Annotated in this window: 15 protein-coding genes; 8 read left to right on the plus strand and 7 right to left on the minus strand. The window is 32.3% G+C overall.

Annotated elements, in window-relative coordinates; translation table 11 throughout:
- Positions 1 to 7: 7 nt before the first annotated feature.
- From ACX6U0_RS11335 to ACX6U0_RS11345, 3 genes are all read right to left on the minus strand, one after another.
- Positions 8 to 1,906: an acyltransferase family protein gene (locus ACX6U0_RS11335; protein WP_464960039.1), complete on the minus strand. Its 1,899-nt coding sequence runs from the start codon at positions 1,904 to 1,906 to the stop codon at positions 8 to 10.
- A gap of 225 nt (positions 1,907 to 2,131) precedes the next feature.
- Positions 2,132 to 3,007, minus strand: a complete 876-nt coding sequence (rsiV, locus tag ACX6U0_RS11340) for an anti-sigma-V factor RsiV (RefSeq protein ID WP_464960040.1) — start codon at positions 3,005 to 3,007, stop codon at positions 2,132 to 2,134.
- A 25-nt stretch (positions 3,008 to 3,032) separates the two neighbouring features.
- Positions 3,033 to 3,515, minus strand: coding sequence for an RNA polymerase sigma factor (locus ACX6U0_RS11345; protein ID WP_464960041.1), 483 nt, complete (start codon positions 3,513 to 3,515; stop codon positions 3,033 to 3,035).
- 414 nt (positions 3,516 to 3,929) lie between these two features.
- Here ACX6U0_RS11345 and ACX6U0_RS11350 point away from each other — a divergent pair, with 414 nt between their 5' ends.
- The 3 genes from ACX6U0_RS11350 (at position 3,930) to ACX6U0_RS11360 (ending at position 8,813) form a co-directional block, all read left to right on the plus strand.
- Positions 3,930 to 5,057, plus strand: coding sequence for a cation:proton antiporter (locus ACX6U0_RS11350; protein WP_464960042.1), 1,128 nt, complete (start codon positions 3,930 to 3,932; stop codon positions 5,055 to 5,057).
- Positions 5,058 to 5,255: 198 nt separating this feature from the next.
- The gene (locus tag ACX6U0_RS11355) at positions 5,256 to 5,783 is read left to right on the plus strand and encodes a GNAT family N-acetyltransferase (RefSeq protein WP_464960043.1); all 528 of its coding nucleotides are present in this window, start codon (positions 5,256 to 5,258) and stop codon (positions 5,781 to 5,783) included.
- A gap of 297 nt (positions 5,784 to 6,080) precedes the next feature.
- Positions 6,081 to 8,813: a bifunctional 2',3'-cyclic-nucleotide 2'-phosphodiesterase/3'-nucleotidase gene (locus ACX6U0_RS11360; protein WP_464960044.1), complete on the plus strand. Its 2,733-nt coding sequence runs from the start codon at positions 6,081 to 6,083 to the stop codon at positions 8,811 to 8,813.
- A 50-nt stretch (positions 8,814 to 8,863) separates the two neighbouring features.
- Here the strand turns inward: ACX6U0_RS11360 and ACX6U0_RS11365 are convergent, their stop codons facing one another.
- The 3 genes from ACX6U0_RS11365 to ACX6U0_RS11375 form a co-directional block, all read right to left on the minus strand.
- Positions 8,864 to 9,481: a DUF2238 domain-containing protein gene (locus tag ACX6U0_RS11365; protein ID WP_464960045.1), complete on the minus strand. Its 618-nt coding sequence runs from the start codon at positions 9,479 to 9,481 to the stop codon at positions 8,864 to 8,866.
- A 1,140-nt stretch (positions 9,482 to 10,621) separates the two neighbouring features.
- Positions 10,622 to 11,824, minus strand: a complete 1,203-nt coding sequence (locus ACX6U0_RS11370; RefSeq protein WP_464960046.1) for a polysaccharide deacetylase family protein — start codon at positions 11,822 to 11,824, stop codon at positions 10,622 to 10,624.
- Between the two features lie 26 nt (positions 11,825 to 11,850).
- Complete coding sequence (locus ACX6U0_RS11375) at positions 11,851 to 12,585, minus strand: hypothetical protein (protein WP_464960047.1); 735 nt, start codon at positions 12,583 to 12,585, stop codon at positions 11,851 to 11,853.
- A 438-nt stretch (positions 12,586 to 13,023) separates the two neighbouring features.
- Here ACX6U0_RS11375 and ACX6U0_RS11380 point away from each other — a divergent pair, with 438 nt between their 5' ends.
- The gene (locus ACX6U0_RS11380) at positions 13,024 to 15,252 is read left to right on the plus strand and encodes a sensor domain-containing protein (RefSeq protein WP_464960048.1); all 2,229 of its coding nucleotides are present in this window, start codon (positions 13,024 to 13,026) and stop codon (positions 15,250 to 15,252) included.
- A 206-nt stretch (positions 15,253 to 15,458) separates the two neighbouring features.
- Here ACX6U0_RS11380 and ACX6U0_RS11385 read toward each other — a convergent pair whose 3' ends face one another.
- Positions 15,459 to 16,637, minus strand: coding sequence for a DUF418 domain-containing protein (locus tag ACX6U0_RS11385; protein WP_464960049.1), 1,179 nt, complete (start codon positions 16,635 to 16,637; stop codon positions 15,459 to 15,461).
- A 252-nt stretch (positions 16,638 to 16,889) separates the two neighbouring features.
- Between ACX6U0_RS11385 and ACX6U0_RS11390 the strand changes: the two genes are divergently transcribed.
- The 4 genes from ACX6U0_RS11390 (at position 16,890) to ACX6U0_RS11405 (ending at position 21,006) form a co-directional block, all read left to right on the plus strand.
- A complete protein-coding gene (locus ACX6U0_RS11390; protein ID WP_464960050.1) occupies positions 16,890 to 17,645 on the plus strand; it encodes a DUF2087 domain-containing protein in 756 nt (251 codons plus the stop codon).
- An 18-nt stretch (positions 17,646 to 17,663) separates the two neighbouring features.
- Positions 17,664 to 18,020: a GIY-YIG nuclease family protein gene (locus ACX6U0_RS11395; RefSeq protein WP_464960051.1), complete on the plus strand. Its 357-nt coding sequence runs from the start codon at positions 17,664 to 17,666 to the stop codon at positions 18,018 to 18,020.
- A gap of 84 nt (positions 18,021 to 18,104) precedes the next feature.
- Positions 18,105 to 19,433 carry an MATE family efflux transporter gene (locus ACX6U0_RS11400; RefSeq protein WP_464960276.1) on the plus strand — a complete coding sequence of 443 codons (1,329 nt, stop codon included), beginning with the start codon at positions 18,105 to 18,107 and terminating at the stop codon, positions 19,431 to 19,433.
- Between the two features lie 241 nt (positions 19,434 to 19,674).
- The gene (locus ACX6U0_RS11405) at positions 19,675 to 21,006 is read left to right on the plus strand and encodes a cytochrome ubiquinol oxidase subunit I (protein WP_464960052.1); all 1,332 of its coding nucleotides are present in this window, start codon (positions 19,675 to 19,677) and stop codon (positions 21,004 to 21,006) included.
- Positions 21,007 to 21,024 lie beyond the last annotated feature (18 nt).

The following is a 21,024-nucleotide window of genomic DNA, read 5'->3' on the forward strand; positions in this document are numbered from 1 at the left end:
TTGTATCTTATTTCCATGATTCAATGGCTTTTACAAGTAATGAAGCATATACTTTTGCACCTTCAGGCTTTAAATGGACACCGTCCGATGAAAAATATGAATCATGATTCGCACTAGCTTTATACCAATCTACAACCTTTGTATTCTTTGGATATTTACTTGAAACTTCTTTTAGATTCTTATTAACAATGGATTCCCATTGTCTTGGTACACGAGTATTTACGAATAGTATGTTTCTGTTTTCTAACGATTTAATAACTGAAATCATCTGTTTCTTAGTAAAAGCACCATTCGTTCCTAATTCAATGATGACCACTTCACCCAAGCTGTTCGATTTTTGTAATTGTTGAATAATCTCAGGCGCATCAGCAAACTGACGACCTATTTTTGTATCTGCTTTAAGCGTTGGATAAGACTTTTGAAGATAAGGTATTGCATTGATAACAACAGAATCCCCAATGATCGTAATGGTTTGTTTCTTTTTCACTGCTTTATTATTATTTGTAACCGGTTTATTTGTAGTATGACCGATTTGACTATGTTGATTTGGCTTTGAAATATGTTCATCATGATCAACGATAGGGGTTTTATGAGGTTTAGGTTTTATCTTCTCTATTTCAACAATTTGTGAGGATTGCTTTGGTAAATTTTGAATGGCTTCAATCTCAGAACTTGCCTTTGCTCCATTTGCACCAGGAAGTGATGAAATGCCAAAACTAGATATTGCAATTAAAAGAATGAATGAGCTAATAACCACAAGATGTTTAAAACAAATATCCTTCATTTTTAATTGACCAGATCGTAATTTTCTCCAAATTAATTCTATTTTCCCTTTTCGAATAGGGTCTTCTATAAATCGATAAGATAAAGCAGCAAGACCGAGAATTAATATAATTTGAAATAAAATTCTAATAAATGATATTTCACCTGTATCAACTTTTGGTGTAAAAAGGATAATGACAGGGAAATGCCATAAATATATACCGTATGAACGTAAACCTACCCATTTTAAAGGTCTCATTGAAAGCGCTCGACCAATTATGCTTGCTGGGTGAGCAAGCGCAGCTATTAGCATAGCAGTAGAAATTGAAAGTAAAAACATTCCACCCCGATAGAGGAATTGATCGTATTGATTTGTCTTCCAAACCATACATAAAAACACTAGTAAACCAAATAAGCCCATACTATCTAATGTAATTCGACCAGATGCTGAAATTTTATTTGTAAGCTTCTGACTCGGCCACATCATAGCCAAAGCTGCTCCAATTAAAAGAGAAAATGCTCTTGTATCCGTACCGTAATACACTCTGCTCGGGTCACTTCCAGGAACAAATAGTAGTGCCATTAAAAGAGTGGAAATAATTGCTCCAGCAATCGTTACTAAGAATAGTAGACTCTTACGCTTCATAAAACGTAATCCGATTAAAATAAAAATTGGCCATAGTATATAGAATTGTTCTTCAACAGCCAAAGACCAAAAATGATTAAGTAAGGATGGTGGTCCAAACGATTCAAAGTATGATAAATCATGAAATATATACCACCAATTACTGTAATAAAATACTGCCGCAATGGAATCTTGTTTTAAGCTTGCAATGAGAGAGGGCTGAAATATGGAAACTGTTGCAATGACTACAAGTAATAATGTAAACATACCAGGTAAGAGCCTTTTTGCACGACGAATCCAGAAATTCTTTAAGTCTATTTTTTTCGTGATATTCCATTCTGTAATTAATAAATCAGTAATTAAATAACCAGAAAGGACAAAGAATACAGTTACACCAAGGAAACCGCCTGCGGCCCAAGGTAAATTTAAATGATATGCAATGACAGAAAGAACAGCTAGTGCTCTAAGACCATCCAAACCTGGCATATAGCGAAAATTTTTACTTCCTGACTTAGACATAATTGTAACCTCTGTGTACTAATAAATCGTAAATAATTGATCGATTAAATTGCATAGTTTTGTTATTTTTTTCTGTATTCATGCTGTTAACCATTACCAGTTACCCCTTCCCCTTGTAAATGAATATGTAAGCCAACTCTATTTTTATTGGCTTATTTTAAATTTGTAAATCGTTGAAAATAGAGCCAAATCTCAAATGAGAAAGGCTCCTATAAGTTAAAACATCTATTTAATGTAATGGTTGCCGACTAATATATTTGTAAGAATATTGGTTGGGATAATGAATTCAACAACACCCATATACCCAGGAGCAACTTCATATTTATCAAATGAAATAACTAATTTGTAATCTTTATTAATATAAAAATTTTGATTTTCTGTAATGCTGACAAATGGATCAATTGAATAATCAAGGTTTGCTTCAGGTATCCAATATATTTTGCCTTCATCTTGATTCATTTGGTCAATCATTTGTTCTTTAATATTTTTGTTTATGATGTCGATATATGATTTGTCTTTAAACAGAATTGGTAATGACAATAAAATTTCTTTTTTCTTATCAATCGTATCAAACTTCATAGTAGTAGAGGATGAAGCAGCTGTATTAACAACATATCTTTCAATTGATAGGATGTTTTCATTGTCTGTTTTTACTACATATCCACTGTCAACACCAAGATGTCCTCCAGAGTCTTTTTCTAGTGATGAAATTTCTTTTTTAAATTCATCATACAGCTTCTGATTTTCTTTTAAATATTTCTGATTTAGACTTTGCTCAAGATCTTTATTTTTTAGGTTCGAAACGGCTGGTACTTTAATATTTGCTTTATAAGTCGGTTCGTTAACAGTATATTCAGTAAAAGTCAGTACTTTAACTACATTTCTTAATACTGGAAAATTTGATAAAGACTTCGCAAATGTTGGGCTTGTATTTAAAGAGAGGACGAATATTGCTGCGGCAGTAAGTCCAGCAATTGATTTCATTGGGAAACGTCGTCTTGACTTAGAACGATGGATTGCATTTTTAACGATTTCATCTAAATGATTAGGTATAGGTACGTTCTTATAGTCTGATCTTAATTTTTCTAATTTTTTATCCACCTAAATTAACCTCCTAAAAAGAAATTCAGTTCATTTTAATTCGGAGTAATTCTAAAGCTTTATATAAACGAGTTTTAATTGTATTTGGACTTTCTTGCAGTATTTCTGCAACTTCTTCTATTTTTAAATCCTCAAAATAACGAAGGATAATCACACTTTTATATTTTGGTGGTAGAGCTTCTAACGACCTTTCTAAGTCAATATTTGTATAATGATCATTTATTCCAGAAGAATATGACTGGATTGTTTCTTCATCAACTACCACAACTCTTTTTTGTTTTCGTAAAAAATCTAATGAAGTATTAATGACAATTCTATAAAACCAACTTTTTAAAGATTGTTCCTTTTTTAAGTTATTTTTTGAGGAAATGGCTTTTTGTATAGAATCTTGTAATATATCAATTGCATCATTTGAGTTTTTGACATAACCATATGCTAATCGATAAAAGTCATCTTTATTATTCATGATAAAATCTACAAGTTCCTTTTCTAAATTTGAATTCCCCATCATGCTTAAAGAGCTCCTTTTTTTAGATACGTATCAAAAGGTATTACATAGTAAAGACGTATACCTAGTTAAAAAAGTTTGAAAAAAAATAAAAAAATTTAAGATTCTTCATTCATTTTTTATGCTCAGGATTGAGCGGCCTAAACTAGTATAACGATGTGAAACTAATTCGTAAACAGGTTCGGAGTATTTATTTAAAAAGTTATAATGGTAAAGTTTTTTTTGTGGAAAAAAGTTTAGTGATGAAGAGGTTTAACGTAAAAAATGGAATATTATTAGAAGTTTTTCCAAATCCTATGAAGTAGGAGATGATCATTCATTTTCATTTGAAGGAGCTAATCTTTTATTTAAATAGTTTTTTTAAAATAGCAAATTTTATGGATAAAACCTAATAGATTAAGGGTGGGTATATATATGCTTATTTTTCAACTTGCCATTATTTTAATCGCTTCAAAAGTAGCTGGAGATTTGAGTGTTCGCTTAAAGCAGCCATCAGTTTTAGGTAAGCTTTTAATAGGTATTGTTTTAGGCCCAACTGTATTGGGTCTTATTGAAGATACAGAAGTGCTTAAAGAAATTAGCAACATTGGGGTTATTTTACTAATGTTTATAGCAGGTTTAGAAACTGATATAGACGAATTTAAACGAACCGGTAAAGCATCTGCAGCTGTTGGAGTCGGGGGGATCCTAATTCCATTTGTTTTGGGGTATTTCACAGGGATCTATATGAATCTTTCTCCAATTCAAGCAAGTTTTTTAGGTTTACTATTATCAGCAACTAGCGTTAGTATTTCAGTGCAAGTATTAAAGGAGATGGATCAATTAAAGTCTCGTGAAGGTGCGACTATATTAGGTGCTGCAGTTATTGATGATATACTTGTCATCTTGGCATTAGCGTTTTTAATGAGTTTAGCTGGTGGAGATGTTAATTTAACGAAAGTCATTTTAAAGAAAGTACTATTTTTTGTTTGTGCCATCATTGTAGGGTGGAAATTTGTACCGTTCTTTCTTAGGAAGTTTTCAAGCTTACGCGTGACTGAGACAGTTATTTCTTCAGCACTAATCATTTGTTTTATTTATGCTTATTTAGCGGAGTATACAGGCGTAGCGGCAATTATTGGATCTTACATTGCAGGAGTAGCGATTAGTGTAACTGAATTTAAGCATGAAATTTTTGAAAAGGTAGAAACGATTAGCTACTCAATTTTTGTTCCTGTATTTTTTACATCAATTGGGGTCGCGGTACAGTTTACTGGAATCATGGAACACATCGGATTCATCGTCGCCTTAAGTTTAATTGCCATTTTTTCAAAATTAATAGGTTCTTCAGTAGGAGCAAAAATAACAGGTTTTTCTTGGAGAAATTCTTTAGGAATTGGATCAGCAATGGTATCAAGAGGAGAAGTAGCATTAATTATTGCTGCAATTGGTATTGAAAATGACTTACTAAATCAAGATTTATTTGCTGTTATTGTGATTGTCATCCTTGTAACAACAATTGTGACGCCACCAATGATGAAAGCATTTTTAAACAAAAGGTAAATTTGTTACCTTTTCATATTTAGTTATCTCGTTCTAACCACATTGATTGTAGTATCTAGAAATAAGTTCAATGCAAATTAGCATTACAAGTTATTGTAATGCTTTTTATTTTAAATCGAACTTGTGATACAGATAAAATAATTTGATAATGGAAATAGTGATCTATCACCATTAAGAGCAATAATTGGAGGTTCAAGTATGAATGATATTCAATTTTTACCATTTCCTAATTTATCTACCAACCGTTTACGTTTAAGACAAATGCAAATAGAAGATAAAGAAGCAATTTTTGCACTACGTTCTGATAAAAATGTATCAGAATTTATCGATCGACCAATAGCGACTTCTATTGATGATGCTCTTGAATACATTAAGATGATTAATGATGGTATTGAACAAAATAAATGGATTTTATGGGCTATAACTTACGAAGATTCTGATGATTTAATTGGGACAATCTGTCTGTGGAATTTTTCAAAGGAGCAATCAAAAGGGGAGGTTGGATATGAGCTTTCACCAACTTTTCAAGGTAAGGGGATTATGCAAGAAGCAATACGAGCTGTTTTAGAATTCGGTTTTGAAGATTTAAATTTACAATATATTGAAGGAATCGTTAATGAAAAGAATGAAAAGTCGATTCAACTTTTAGAGAAATATCAGTTTGTCAAAAGTGAAAAGATAGATCAGGAGAAGTCTAATTCAATCATTTACACTCTAAGAAAATAATCACTCTTAATTTACATATTAATAGAAGAAATTGGTAAAATTAACGAATTTTTGTTTTATTTAAAATGTTTTTAGATGAATAATTTCAGGGATATTTTGGTATTGTCGAATTATTTTTTAGTATATTTTCCCTAATAAATGTAAGTGTTTACAATACTTACTATTTAAACTTCATAGAATCTTAACTATTTTTTAAAAATATTAATTGTTTATTGTAATCAATGCAAGTTATAATTTAAAGCGTTGGGAAAATAGTAATATATCACAAAATAGTTATCAGAGGGAGAAAGTGTAAATATGTCTAAACGTGTAACATTATCAAGTTCTTTCAGTAAGATCGTTGCAACAGCATTAACTTTTGCTACAATTGCAACACCGTTTACAAATGTAAAAGCTGAAGAAGCATCAACACCTGCAGCAATTGATTTACAAATTTTAGAAACAACTGATTTACATGATAACATCATGGCTTACGATTATTACAAAGATACACCGGTATTAGATTATGGTTATACAAAAACAGCTACGTTAATTAACAAAGCTAGACAAGAAAGTGAAAATAATCTTCTATTTGATGCTGGAGATACAATCCAAGGTAATCCAATGGCTGATTATGTAGCGAAGGTAAAAGGTTTATCTGATACAGAAGTACACCCAATGATTAAAGCTATGAATATACAAAAATATGATGTAGCTACATTTGGTAATCACGAATTTAACTATGGTTTAGATTATGCGAAAAAAGTAACTGGTAAAGCAGAATTCCCTTATATCAATGCAAATATTTATAATGCTAAAACTGGTGAAAATGAATTTACACCTTATGTAATCTTAGATAAAACATTTAAAGATGCAAATGGAAATGCACAAAAAGTAAAAGTTGGTGTAATTGGATTTGCTCCTCCACAAATTATGGATTGGGACAAAGACAACTTAACTGGAAAAGTAATTGCAAAAGATATGGTACAAACTGCAAAAGAATTTATTCCAAAAGTAAAAGCTGCTGGTGCTGATATCGTTGTAGCACTTGTTCACTCTGGATGTGACGTAGCAACTGCTGGTCTAAAAAATGCAGAGAACGCTGTATACGACTTAAGTAAGGTTCAAGGAATTAATGCACTTCTTTTCGGTCATAAGCATACAAATTTCCCAGGCGCTGCGGAGTTTGACGGAAAAGAAGGAATCGATAATAAAATTGGCACAATCAACGGAGTACCTGCTGTAGAAGCTGGATTCTGGGGTAACAACCTAGGTGTTATGAAATTAACTTTAACACCAGATGAAAATGGTAAATATACAAAAGTTGAAGCAAAAGGTTCACAATTACGTCCAGTATATGATGCAACAAATAAGAAAAGCTTAGCTGACGAAGATCCTACTATTGTAAACGCTGTTAAAGAGTATCATGAAGGAACTTTAGCTTACGTTCGTGGAAAAATCGGTATGACAAGTGCGCCAATGTACAGCTACTTTGCACGTGTACAAGATGACCCAACGATTCAAATTGTAAACAATGCTCAAACTTGGTTTGCAAAAGATTTTATTGCTAAAAACTTACCTGAATATAAAGATGTACCAGTTTTATCTGCAGCGGCACCGTTTAAATCAGGCCGTGGCGGAGCAAATGACTATACAAGTATCCAAACAGGTGAACTTTCAATTAAATCTGCGAATGATTTATACTTATTCCCGAATACATTGAAAGCGGTAGAACTAACTGGAGCGCAAGTGAAAGATTGGTTAGAAATGAGTGCAGGTCAATTTAAACAAATTGATCCAGCTTCTAGCACTGCACAAGAACTAGTGGATAACACATTCCCTGGTTATAACTATGATGTAATTGATGGTGTTACGTATCAAGTTGATGTAACAAAACCTGCTAAATACAAAGCAAACGGTGATGTATTAAATGCTGATGCAAGCCGTATTGTAAATTTAGAATTTAATGGTCAACCAATTAAAGCAGATCAAAAATTTATTATCGTTACGAATAACTACCGTGCAAGTGGTGGAGGAAACTTCCCTGGCCTAAAAGGTGGAAAAGCAAAAGTAGTCATCGATACAATTGAAGAAAACCGTACAGTGTTAATGAACTATATTGAAAAACAAGGTGTAGTTAACCCTTCTGCAGACAAAAACTGGATGATCGCACCAATCGCTGGTAATCCAGAAGTAACATTTAAATCTGCTACAGATGCGAAAAATGTTTTATCTGATTCTGCTCATATCACTTATAAAGGTGAAGCATCTGAATTAGGCGTAACTTGGGGATTATATGCTTATAATACAAATTTAACAGTAGACCAAGTAAGTGATTTATCAAAAACTGTTTCTGGTAAAACAATTGCTAATGCAACTGTAACAGTAAAAGCAGGAGAAAAGACTGTAGGTACTGGTACTGCTGATGCAAAAGGTGCTTTCTCAATTAAAATTGCTACACAAAAAGCTGGTACTACATTAGTTATTACAGCAACTTCTGGTGCAACAACAACTTCAGTTAATGCAGTGGTTGTTAAGAAAGCAACTGATACAACAGCACCTGCTAAACCAGTTGTGAACCCAGTTTACAATAAATCAACAGTTGTAACTGGAACAACAGAGAAATATGCTTATATCACGATTAAAGTTGGAAATAAAGAAATTGCTACAGGTAAAGCAAATTCGAAAGGTGCTTTTGCGGTTAAAATTAGTGCACAACGTACAGGTACTGTTCTAAGTGTAACTGCTAAAGACGGATTAGGTAACACAAGTGCAGCGACTACTGTTGTTGTAAAGGATGGAACGCCACCTGCAGCTCCAATCATTACTCAAACAATCACTCATGGTACAACTGTGATTACAGGTAAAGGTGAAAAAGGTACTACAGTAACAGTAAAAGTAGGAACAAAAGTTATTGCTACTGGAAAAGTAACAACACAAGGAACGTTCAAAGTGAAAATTCCGAAACAAAAACGTGGAGTAACTGTATTAATTTCTTTAACTGATGCGGCGAAAAATCAAAGTGTTGTAGTAAAGAAAGTAGTTAAATAATAATGATGAGCCGAATCCAGCGTCTATTAGACAAAGGATTCGGCTCTTTTTTAATCTCGAAAAGCAGTTAAATATTTATTATGTAATCTTGACAAGACTAGTAAAGCAATGATGGAACCAACTAAGGTCAAACCCATATCCCACTGTGCATCCCAAATATCTCCCTGCATTCCTACAAACTGTTTCGCTTCCTTACCCCCGGACCGAATAGCCGAATAAATCCACTCGATTAATTCATATAAAGCTGAAATAGATAATGATATAGAAAGAGTCATCCAAACGATCCAATTCATTTTTAATGGCGTTTTTCTTACCAAAATCTCTCTAATCACAATAGCAATAAACCCTTTAAAAAAATGTCCAAAACGATCATAATGATTCCGACTTAAATCAAAAGTATCTTTAATCCAATTAAATAAAGGAACATCATCGTAAGTATAATGCCCACCGATAAACGTCAAAATTGATAAAATTACGATAATCACATAAGAAAGATTAGTAAACTTGAATTTACGATAAACCACTAAGACTACAATACACCCAACCACAGCAGGCAGTACTTCTAATACCCAAATAAGATATCCCGATGGTCTAATAACAGACCATATCAAAACAGCACTAACGATCAATAATAATAATATATGGACTCTCTTGTGTTGGTTCTGCAATAAATCTCACTCCACTAATAGGGTTAATATATACAGTATGAGAAAAATCTGCTTATTTAATACAAGGCAAGGATGTCTATAAAGGAGAATAGTAGATGAAATAGGTTGTCTCAATTTTAGCGGTCGTTATTAAAGTACTATAAGGGTAAAGTTGAAACCAAAAGTATTTAGACGCTGCGTGAATGAGTAGAGGGGCAAAACCGTATAACCATGAAAAATGAGTATCCAAGGAGCAAAAATAAAGATCCTATCTACTAAAGAACTAACTGTTTTAGGTACTATTAAGATTCAACATTGATAGTTAAATAATGGAATGGAACTATAGTCTATTTGGTATGTTCTACTTTACTTAACAGAAAGCAATCAAAAAAAGAGGGATTGAGTGAAACGAGAGGTCCTCGACTGTGTGAGAGAAGAGGAACATGTAAGAACTAGAGACCTGAATGAGTAGAGGAGGGTCACTGCAACCCCATCAAAATCGAGTATTCAGGAACGGAAATAAAGATTCTTTATATTACAGAGCTAACTGTTTTAGGTACTGATAAGCTTCAATATTGATAGTTAAATAAAGGAATGTAACTATAGTCTATTTGGTACGACCTACTTTACTTAATGGAAAGCAACCAAAAAAAGAGAAATAAATTGAAACGAAAGGTGCTCGACTCCTGTGGGAGTAGCGGGACAGATGAGACCCCGGAGGAGGGCGTGAGTAAAGGAGGCTCGCCGCACCCCAATGAAAACCGAGTATCCTGAAGAAAGAATAAAGATTCTTACTTTTAAAGAGCAACCTGTTTTAGGTATTTTTAAGGTGCAACTTCGGTAGTTAATTAAAGGAATAGGACTAGAGTATATGTAGTATGTACAAGAAAGCAACCCAAAAAAGAAAATAGATTGAAACGAAAGGTGCTCGACTCCTGTGGGAGTAGCGGGACAGGTGAGACCCCACAGACGCGAATGCGTCGAGGAGGCTCACCGCCTGCCCCACGGAAAGCGAGCATCCTGCAGTGGAAATCAAGGAATTCCATCCTTCCTAAAACGCAGTATTAAAAGATATAAAGGTTGCAAGTGTATACTGTTTGTAATTCTGATATAAAAAAAGAAAACTAATTACAATTAGTTTCCCTTAAACAGTTACTCATATTATTTTAAACTAACAATCTTCAAATTCTTAGACTGTAAATACTCAATAACCTTAGGTAAAGCCTCCACAGAAGCCTCTGATTCATGTAAAAGAATAATACAACCAGAATCCGAATTACTTTTTACATACTTAAGAATAGAATTAGCATCACGATTTTTCCAGTCCTCAGTATCCTTATTCCACAGAACCATTTTATAATCATATTTTTGCATTATATCAGTAGTGTACTTGTTTTTCGCTCCATAAGGAGGTCTAAACAAAGTAACATTTTGATGCGTAATATTTTTAATTAACTTACTGGACTGAAGTATATCGTTTTCTTGTTTTTTATAAGTTAGAGTAGTAAAATCCTGATGGTTCATAGAATGACTACCAATTGAAAAACCATTAGAATGTGCATACTTTACTTGATCCGGGTACTTTTTAACGTTTTGTCCAATATAGAAAAACGTTCCACCAGCATGATTCTTTTTTAATAGATTGATAATCTTAGAAGAATATTTAGAAGGACCATCATCAAATGTAAGAGCCACACTTCCTTTTGGAATACTGTATGTTACTACATTTTTTAAAGTAATACTCGGAATAGTTGGTTTTTTAATAACAGGATCTTTCGGTTTATTAACTTTTTGTATTTCTTCTTCTTTTATTTTTAGTTCATCGGCTTTTACAACACTTTCAGCCTTAACAGGTGTTTGTTCACAAAATAACGTTTTATTAATACAAGAATGACTAATATAACCTATGAGGATAGTAGAAATGAGACTAATCATAGCAACTGCAATCCAACCGACCATTGCATAGTGACTACGTGGGCTAGACTCTTCCACTTTTACTTTTTGATTTGAAGACATGTAGGGTAAATCAATTATAGATTTTAAATCAACAATGTTTTTGATCGCATGTAGTCTTGAATGATATTCCTCGGAACAGACAAAATTGATTTTTTCACTCGTATCTCTATAAGTACGTGTCAAATAGCTACTGAATGTTCTTGTATTTTGATCAAATGAACTATGAAGTGAAAGTCTATATTTATAATTTTCCCCAATAATGGAGTCTAATAGATTAGCAGTATCATTGTCAATTTCCCAAAATAGTTCAACTTCTTCATTAAATACTAATCTAATATGTAAAAATGACTTATCAATTGTTTGCTTGATTGATAAAAGTTCAATTAGTTTCCCATGGTAAATTGACATGATTGCCTCCTATCTCTTGTAATCTTTTATTCTGGAACAGTTACTGACGAAGCAGGTTTTGTTGAGAAAGAGAAAGACATTCGCTCAGTAAAATCGTTAATTGTCTTCATTAACTCATTCTTTTCATCAAGAATTTTATGATACTGTTCAACATATTTTTGATTTTCAACTTCTAAATCTCTAATTTTTTCTTCAAGATCTTTAATTTTAATCATGTTTTGATATTGCGTTTTAGTCGAGATATCATTTAATTTATTGTACTTTTGAACTTCTTTTTCCAATTGATTTGTCATTTTTTCGAATTCATTATTAGAATTATTTTGATATTCCTTATAATCTTCAATCAATTGGTCATAGCTCATTTGTTTCTTTGTAAGCTTGCCTTCAACTACACTAATTTCTTTGTTTTTTTCTTGGATAATCTGATCTTTCTTCATTTGATCGTGCTTTAGTCGGCTAATCATTTCATTAGCAGTGTATAACTGATCCTCTAAATCTTTGTTTTTAAAAATCGTAAGTTGGCGGTCATTTAGCATATTTTCTAAAGAAATAATTAGGTCTAGTGAGACTTTATCCTGATTATCCTTTGAAAATGGTTGTTTTTGAGTAGTTGACTCTATTGCTACAGTTTCTTCTATTAAACTATCATCTGTAACTTCGGACGATATATGTTGTACATTAATAGATGTTTCATATTGATTTTGTTTAGAAAGAACTCCTTTTAACCAATCAATTGACTTGTTTTTTGAATCTTTGGTCATCTTTTTCGCTCCTATGACTTAAAATGAAGGTAATTTAAATGGTAAAAAAGTGTATGGTAAATAAACCCTTTGTTAGAAAGTTTTTACTAATATTACAAAAATGTCGAAAATTCTATTATTAATTAATTTAATTGTAAAGTTATGTAACAAATTGTCAATGAATTGAAAAGAAAATAGTTCAATTGTATGGAGTTTGAGAAATGGTAATAGAATAGAATGTACTATAAAAATTATTGTTATGAGGCTAGAAATGAGTAATTGGATTCTAAAAAAATAGAAAATATTGTAAGGACTTACAAAGAAAAGTGAAAGATTATAAAACTTTATGTTTTATACCACATAATCTTGTTGTGATAAACATCTTTTTTTGATATGTTTAAGAAAAGTGTCGTAAAATTGGATGTTATCAGGAGACTACCTATAATATAGGAGAATTAAATGAATACAAAAGAGGATAAATATAACATTAAGTTAGTTTCCATGATAGGAAGTTTAATCATCTTAGAATTACTCGCTTCTACTTTACTTCTTCATGATAGTTTGACCCATGCTGTAATAGATACAGCCTTCATCTTAGTTATTTTACTCCTAGTTGTTTTATTTTTAAAAATGAAAGACAAAGGTTCAAATGATCACCTTAAAGATCGGCAAAGATTAGATCACATTTTCGACACACTAGATGTGGCGATTTGGTCTCATGATTTAAAAACAAATACATTATTAATTACACCAGGTATTGAAAACCTTTATGGTTATTCTTTAGATAAATTTTACGAGGACTCTTCGTTATGGAAGAAAGTAATCCATCCAGAAGATTTATATGTACTTGATGAACGTGAAAAAATGCTTGCACAGGGAAAAGCAGTTACAAGTATTTATCGAATTATTCGTAGTGATGGCGAAGTTCGATGGCTACAAGATCGAGGAATTCCAACAGTAGACGAAAAAGGGAAATTAGTAGATTTTAGTAGTGTTCTTTTTGATATTACAAACCGTAAAGAAAGTGAAGACCAATATCGTACGTTAGTTGAGATGTCACCAGACATAATTGCAGTATATAGCAGAGGCAGAATTGACTATATTAATGAAGCCGGATATAGACTTTATGGTGCGTCAAGTAATAAAGAATTAATTGGGAAACCTCCGTCTAAACTAATACATCCTAATATTTTAAGACGAATTAAAGAAAACGAACTTGTAATAGACGAACAAATAGAAAAAATGAGATTTGAGTTTCAAGCAATGCGCCTGGATGGTGAAAGTATTGAGGTTGAAATGACAACAATGCCGATATTCTATGAAGGACGAGCAGCGACACAAATCGTTGGTAGAGATATTTCTGATCGTAAAAAAGCCGAACAAACGATTCAACATATGGCTTATTATGATGGACTTACTGGTCTACCTAATAGAAATATGTTTAGAAAGCATTTAAATGAAGTTTTACATCAAACAAAATGTCAAAAACTTGCGATTCTATTTTTAGATTTAGATCGATTTAAAATTATAAATGACACAAAGGGTCATTCAGTGGGAGATCAATTACTACAAATAGTAGCAAATAGATTAGAGTCTGCTTTTAATAGTAAAGGCATGGTTTCTAGACAAGGTGGAGACGAATTCATCATTTTACTTGAAGAAATTGATAAAGAGCAGGTAATTGATGTTGCACAAAGTATTTTAAATGAATTTGGTAGTCCGATAGAAATAGATAAACTTGAATTTTTCGTCACACCAAGTATTGGGATTAGTATGTACCCAGCTGACGGTGAAGATGAAGAGACTTTGATAAAAAATGCTGATACGGCGATGTATTTAGCAAAAGAGCGTGGGAAAAATAATTATCAATTCTATTCTTCTAGACTAGCTGAACTAACATCTCGTAAATTAGACCTAGAAAAATGGTTGAGGAAATCAATGGAGAAAAACGAATTAACCCTTAACTATCAACCACAAATTGATTTGGAATCAAATAAAATTATTGGTGTAGAAGCACTTATCAGATGGCATCATCCTGAAAATGGCATTATTTCTCCAGCTGATTTTATTCCATTGGCGGAAGAAACAGGACTCATTGTTCCAATGGGTAAATGGATATTAAGAGAGGCTTGCTTACAAAATAAAAAATGGCAGGAATTAGGATTTGATCCAATTCCAATCGCTGTGAATATTTCAGTTCGTCAAATTCAAGAGGATAATTTTGTCGAATCAGTATTTGAAATATTAGAAGAAGTTGGCCTAAATCCTCGTTATCTTGAGTTAGAGATTACAGAGAGTATTATGCAGGATATTGAACGATCTACAATTGTATTAAATCAGTTAAAGGAAATTGGTGTTCAGCTTTCTATAGATGATTTTGGTACCGGCTATTCATCACTAAGTTATCTAAAGCATTTACCAATTGATAGCTTAAAAATTGATAAGTCATTTGTAGACGATATTATTAATCATTCAAATAAAGGTGAAATGGTAAAAACCATTATAGATATGGGACACAATTTAAACTTTAATGTGATTGCAGAAGGTATTGAAAAAGAGGAGCAGGTACTATTCTTAAAGCAGTACGCATGTAACGTAGGGCAAGGTTATTTTTATAGCAAACCATTACCTGTTCAACAATTAGAAGAACTGTTATTAAAAAATAGATATGAAAAAAGCATCCTATAATTTGGATGCTTCAGTTTGTATACAAAGTACAAAAAATAAGAGATTCAGACTGATTGAAAACGCTTGTCTTTCGAGGCGCAAAGCCGAATGAGGAGCGGAGTTACCTTTGACGGTAATGAGCACCACAAGCAGGCGAAGCAACGAAGAAAGCGAGCGTTTGTCAATAGTCTGAAGCATCCTATAGTTAGGATGCTTTTTTTATACAATTACATCTCTCTTGAAACTGGAGTGCTTGTAGATTTATTACTTCCATATGTTAGCAGTCTCCAAACATACTCAAGCGGCCCATATTTCCATTTAGATAAGATATATTTAGAAAACTGTATTTGTAAGATGATGATGGTGATTGCATATAAGGTCTGTATCCAAAGAGCAATGGACAATGTGTCTTTAATCAATAATGAAACAATTGCCAATGTAATAACAGAATGAGTTAAATAGTTTGTAAATGCCATCTTACCAAGCGGTGCAAGGAAGGAAAGTCTTTTTTCCCACAATGGTTTTTGAAGTAATCTCAAAAACGTGCAAACATAAAAAGTTGCTAAAAGCTTTCCAGTTATGAATACGTAATAGCTTGAAGTATATTGATGGTGTACGTACTCTTGGACCATTAAACAAAGAAAAGGTATAGATGCAATCAATACTAAATATTGAACTGTTTTGATTCCTTTTAAATAAGTAGATGTGTTGGTAAATATACCAGTTTTTGCAATTGCCATACCCACTAAAAAAATAGGAATAAATTCTAAAGGAAAGACAGTTATTTCATAAGGAATGGATGTTACGAAATAATTCCATCTCTCTTTCATTTGATCAAAAAACTGATAATAATAATTTACTTCACCATTTTCATTTTTAAATGCAGTGAATAGATTACTAGTTGATTCGTCAGTATAATTGTTTAACGCAAAATGAGCTATCGATTCTAAAGAAAAATATAGAAAAAACAAACAGCCAGCCCAAAGTAACATCTTTTTTACACTACTTTTATAGAATAATAATAAAATGAAGCCAAGTAACGCATATGTATGTAGAATATCTCCTGCCCATAAAAATAAAGTATGAATTACTCCGAAAATAAGCATCCAAGCTAATCTTTTACTAAAAAACTTGTATGGCGATAACCCCTTTTTTTCAATGTTACTCATAAAATAATATCCACTTACACCAAATAGGAATGCAAAGATTGTATAAAACTTTGTCTGGATAAACATGTCATATAGTAATCTAATAAAACGATCTATACCAACATATTCAAAATGATAGTAAAAATCAGGCATAAACATTGAAGGGATATTGACGAAAAAAATGCCAATTAAGGCGAAACCACGAATGATATCTATTGATATGATTCTTTCTTTTGTATTCGATAATGGTAAATTCATTTATAATCTCCTTTTAATAATTAGTTATATTATAAATGATTAGGCAATCTTATGTCCTTTTTTTAAAAGTTCATACTGTTAAACTTCTATACTTTGAATCTTAAATCTGGTTGGGGGATGTCACGAAACGAGCCGTATAGTTAGCGGCTCGTTTTCTTTTGCATAAAAAAATTCAAGTTCAATTGACATTTAATAAACAATATCATACTATGTTTATAAATAAATAAACAAATGAAGGTTGTGTTTGGTTTTATGGAAAACGCAGAAGTTTTTTGGAATGCTAGCTTGGAAGAACTAAAAAAAGGTTATATAGATGAAAATGAACATTATGTTTGTTTGTTATGCAGTAAAAAAATTGAAAAGGGAATTATTTATCAAGAAGATGGTATTTTCTATGAAGCAAAAAAGTATATGAAACTTCATATTGAAAGTATTCACGAATCAGTTTTTGATTATTTAATTCAGCTTGATAAGAAGCTAACTGGATTGACGGAGCATCAAAATCATCTACTGCGCCTGTTTTATTTAGGAAAAAGTGACGCAGACATTCAGAAGGAAACAGGAATTGGTAGTGCCTCTACAATTAGGAATCATCGTTTCGTTTTGAAAGAGAAGGAACGTCAAGCTAAGTTGTTTCTAGTATTGATGGAGCTTTTAAAAGAAAAGGATCAGCATGCGCCAAGTTTTTTACCACTGCATAAGACTGCAAAAATGGTGGATGAAAGATATAACATTACTGAAGATGAAAGAGAAAAAAGTTTGAAGAAATATTTTCCTGAAGGAATGGATGGACCATTAAAAAAATTCCCTCTGAAGGAAAAACAAAAGCTAGTTGTTCTAAGAGAGATTGTGAAACGATTTGATCCAAACAAAATCTATCATGAAAAAGAGATTAATGAAGTACTAACAAATATCTACGATGATTATGTGATCTTAAGAAGATATTTAATTGAGTACGGTTTTATTGATCGTAAACCGGATGGAAGTCAGTATTGGCTAAAAGAATAATAAAGAGAGGGAATAAAAATGAATCGTAAAAAAGAATTGAAAATGCAATATAAAGAAACGAAGACTCGAGCTGGAGTCTATCAAATAAAGAATTTGGTAAATGGTAAAGTTTTCATTGGAAGTACAATGAACTTTAAAACTTTAAATGGGAAGAAATTCGAATTAGAGGCTGGTTCTTCTACAAATAAACAACTCCAAAAAGAGTGGAATGAATTCGGTAAAGATCAATTCGTTATAGAGGAATTAGAAACACTAAAAGTAAAAGAGGAACCATACTTTGATGCAAAGCGTGAATTGAAGAAACTAGAAGATAAATGGTTAAATGAGCTTTCACCTTTTGGTGAGCGAGGGTATCATTCAGAGAAAATAAAATAAGGAGGGAGGTTGATGATCCAGACTGAAAAAGTAAATAAAGAGGAAGTAAACACTTCTAAGCAAAAACTCACACTTTTACGTCCAATGGTCATATTTCTGATACCATTATTATTCAGTAATATTTTACAGTCTATTGGCCAAGTATTTAGCATGATCGTTGTGGGGCATTGGCTAGGGGAAAGTGCATTAGCAGCAATATCGGCATTCTTTCCATTATTTTTTCTATTAATATCTTTTGCGATTGGGATTGGATCGGGTAGTTCGATATTAATAGGGCAAGCATATGGAGCAAAAATGACTGAAAGATTAAAGGCTATTGTTGGTACAACATTAACGTTTACTTTTATACTTGGACTTGTTCTTGCAATTTTAGGGAGCTTTTTTACAGAGGATATCTTAAAGGGTATGGGTACCCCTGTGGATATATTAGCAGTTAGTGTTAAATACGCCAGAATATTATTTTGGTCAATCCCAATTATGTTTTTATATACGGTTTACACGACTCTAATGCGTGGGACAGGTGATTCGAAAACACCATTCTACTTTCTTGTGCTTAGTACAATATTAAATGTAGTATTATTACCACCATTTGTATTTGGATGGTTAGGAATTCCGGAGTTTGGCATATATGGTGCTGCGTATGCAAGTCTTGTTTCAACAGTCATAACTTTTTTTGCACTATTAGTGTATTTACAGAAAAAACAACATTTAATTCAAATAGACTTTAAATCAAGTAAGTATCTGCGTATAGACAGGGGAATCCTAAAACTATTATGTAAACTTGGTATTCCGACAAGTATTAATATGATTTTTCTATCATTATCTGAAATAGCAGTCATTACTTTCGTAAATAAATATGGGTCTGATGCAACTGCTTCATATGGAGTTGTAAATCAACTACTCAGTTATGTACAAATGCCGTTGCTCTGTATCAGCATTACTGTATCTATTTTTGCTGCCCAATCGATTGGCGCGAAGCAATATGATCGTTTGAATCAAGTTGTTAAAATAGGTTTGATTCTTAATTATGTACTTGGTGGAGCAATTATATTATTAATGTATTTATTCACAAAACCAATTCTTCAGTTATTTTTAACAAGTCAAACAACATTATCAATTGCAAATAGCTTGTTAATGATTACTTTATGGAGTTATTTAATCCTCGGTCATACATTTATCATCACTTCAACAATGCGCTCTAGTGGAACAGTTTTGTGGCCAACTATTATTAGTATCATTTCAATTTGGTTAATTGAAGTACCAGTTGCATATACACTGTCCCATTATACAAATTTAGGGATGAAAGGTATTTGGATTGGTTATCCGGCAGCATTTATCGTGGGTCTTGGATTACAATATTTATACTACCATCTATCATGGAAGAAAAAGAGTATTACTCGTTTAGTAACATAACTAATAGTTTCATTGAATACGTTATTTAAAGTGAAAGCTAATCTCTTCAGATTAGCTTTTTTTCTATTTGAACCTAATTATGAAAGATATCGTTTTGTCACATTTTGTCGTATACCTTTAAAGTAATAAGTCCATACTTTTATAGATAATAGCAAATGTTTTTTGTGAACATAACTATAACTTTTTGAGAATAACTTTCTTTCATAGACAATATGATAATAAATTGTAGGGGGGATTTCAGATGGAGTTGGATAATGTAACGCTCAGTAGATTACTAACGAGCATGACGTTAATATTTCATATTATTTTCGCGACAATTGGTGTAGGAATACCCTTAATGATTGCAATTGCTGAAGGTCTTGGCATATTAAAGAAAGATCCGCATTATACGCTTATGGCGAGAAGGTGGGCAAGAGGTTATACCATTACAGTCGCAGTAGGTGTAGTTACGGGAACATGTATTGGTCTACAACTATCATTATTATGGCCAAGCTTTATGCGAATTGCTGGCCAAGCGATCAGTTTCCCATTATTTATGGAGACATTTGCCTTCTTTTTTGAAGCGATATTTCTAGGGATTTACTTGTATACTTGGGACCGATTTAAAAAGCCAATCTATCATTGGCTCATTATTTTACCTGTCATATTAGGTTCAACATTATCTGCTTTTTTTATCACAACTGTTAATGCATTTATGAATACACCTCAAGGATTTACATTAGAGAACGGTGTCATTAAAACTGTAGATCCGATTGCTGCTATGTTTAATCCTGCAGCTCCGTCTAAAACACTGCATGTAATTGTTACAGCATATGTGGCTTCGGCACTGATTTTAACGTCAATTGCCGCAATCCAAATGCTAAGAGGAAAAATTACCGATTACACAAAGAAGGGTCTTCGGTTAGCAGCAACTATGGGATTGATTTTTGCAGTCTTGACTGGTGTAACTGGTGACATTTCTGCAAAGTTTCTTGCTCATTATCAACCTGAAAAACTAGCCGCAATAGAATGGCATTTTGAAACTGAAAAAGGAGCGGACTTTATTTTATTTGGAACATTAGATGATGAAACACATGAAGTAAAGTATGAAATTCGTATACCGAAATTATTAAGCTTTCTATCTTTTTCGGATTTTAACGCGCCAGTTACAGGTTTAAATGAATTCCCTGAGGATGAAATACCACCTTTATTTATTCACTATTTATTTGATATTAAAATGACATTTGTTGGATTGATTATTTCTATGACATTTTTATTTGTTGCTTTTTCAATTAAGAAAAAGAATTGGATGCATAATAAATTACTATTAACCGGATTAGCACTTACGGGTCCCTTAGCGATGATTAATATTGAATTAGGTTGGATGATTGCGGAAATAGGTCGTCAACCATGGATATTAAGAGGATTTATGAAAGTATCGGAAGGGGCGACTACTGCAAAAGGATTAGGCAGTATGTTCTGGTTATTCTTCGCTTTGTACTTATTCCTTGGCATATTTTGTACAATTGTCATCCGAAAAATGTTTATTCATAATCCACCTGAAGAAGAGTTAGCATACCGTAACAAAAAATGATGTAAAAAAGGAGGGTGA

It is taken from the genome of Gottfriedia sp. ABJ_BB2_2, assembly GCF_055484705.1.

Coding starts and splice junctions, on each gene's coding strand:
- ACX6U0_RS11350 (WP_464960042.1), top strand. CDS start 3,930: ATGCTTATTTTTCAACTTGCCATTATTTTAATCGCTTCAAAAGTAGCT.
- ACX6U0_RS11395 (WP_464960051.1), top strand. CDS start 17,664: ATGAATCGTAAAAAAGAATTGAAAATGCAATATAAAGAAACGAAGACT.
- ACX6U0_RS11405 (WP_464960052.1), top strand. CDS start 19,675: ATGGAGTTGGATAATGTAACGCTCAGTAGATTACTAACGAGCATGACG.
- ACX6U0_RS11375 (WP_464960047.1), bottom strand. CDS start 12,585: ATGACCAAAGATTCAAAAAACAAGTCAATTGATTGGTTAAAAGGAGTT.
- ACX6U0_RS11385 (WP_464960049.1), bottom strand. CDS start 16,637: ATGAATTTACCATTATCGAATACAAAAGAAAGAATCATATCAATAGAT.
- ACX6U0_RS11360 (WP_464960044.1), top strand. CDS start 6,081: ATGTCTAAACGTGTAACATTATCAAGTTCTTTCAGTAAGATCGTTGCA.
- ACX6U0_RS11390 (WP_464960050.1), top strand. CDS start 16,890: ATGGAAAACGCAGAAGTTTTTTGGAATGCTAGCTTGGAAGAACTAAAA.
- ACX6U0_RS11345 (WP_464960041.1), bottom strand. CDS start 3,515: ATGGGGAATTCAAATTTAGAAAAGGAACTTGTAGATTTTATCATGAAT.
- ACX6U0_RS11355 (WP_464960043.1), top strand. CDS start 5,256: ATGAATGATATTCAATTTTTACCATTTCCTAATTTATCTACCAACCGT.
- ACX6U0_RS11370 (WP_464960046.1), bottom strand. CDS start 11,824: ATGTCAATTTACCATGGGAAACTAATTGAACTTTTATCAATCAAGCAA.
- ACX6U0_RS11400 (WP_464960276.1), top strand. CDS start 18,105: ATGGTCATATTTCTGATACCATTATTATTCAGTAATATTTTACAGTCT.
- ACX6U0_RS11380 (WP_464960048.1), top strand. CDS start 13,024: ATGAATACAAAAGAGGATAAATATAACATTAAGTTAGTTTCCATGATA.
- ACX6U0_RS11335 (WP_464960039.1), bottom strand. CDS start 1,906: ATGTCTAAGTCAGGAAGTAAAAATTTTCGCTATATGCCAGGTTTGGAT.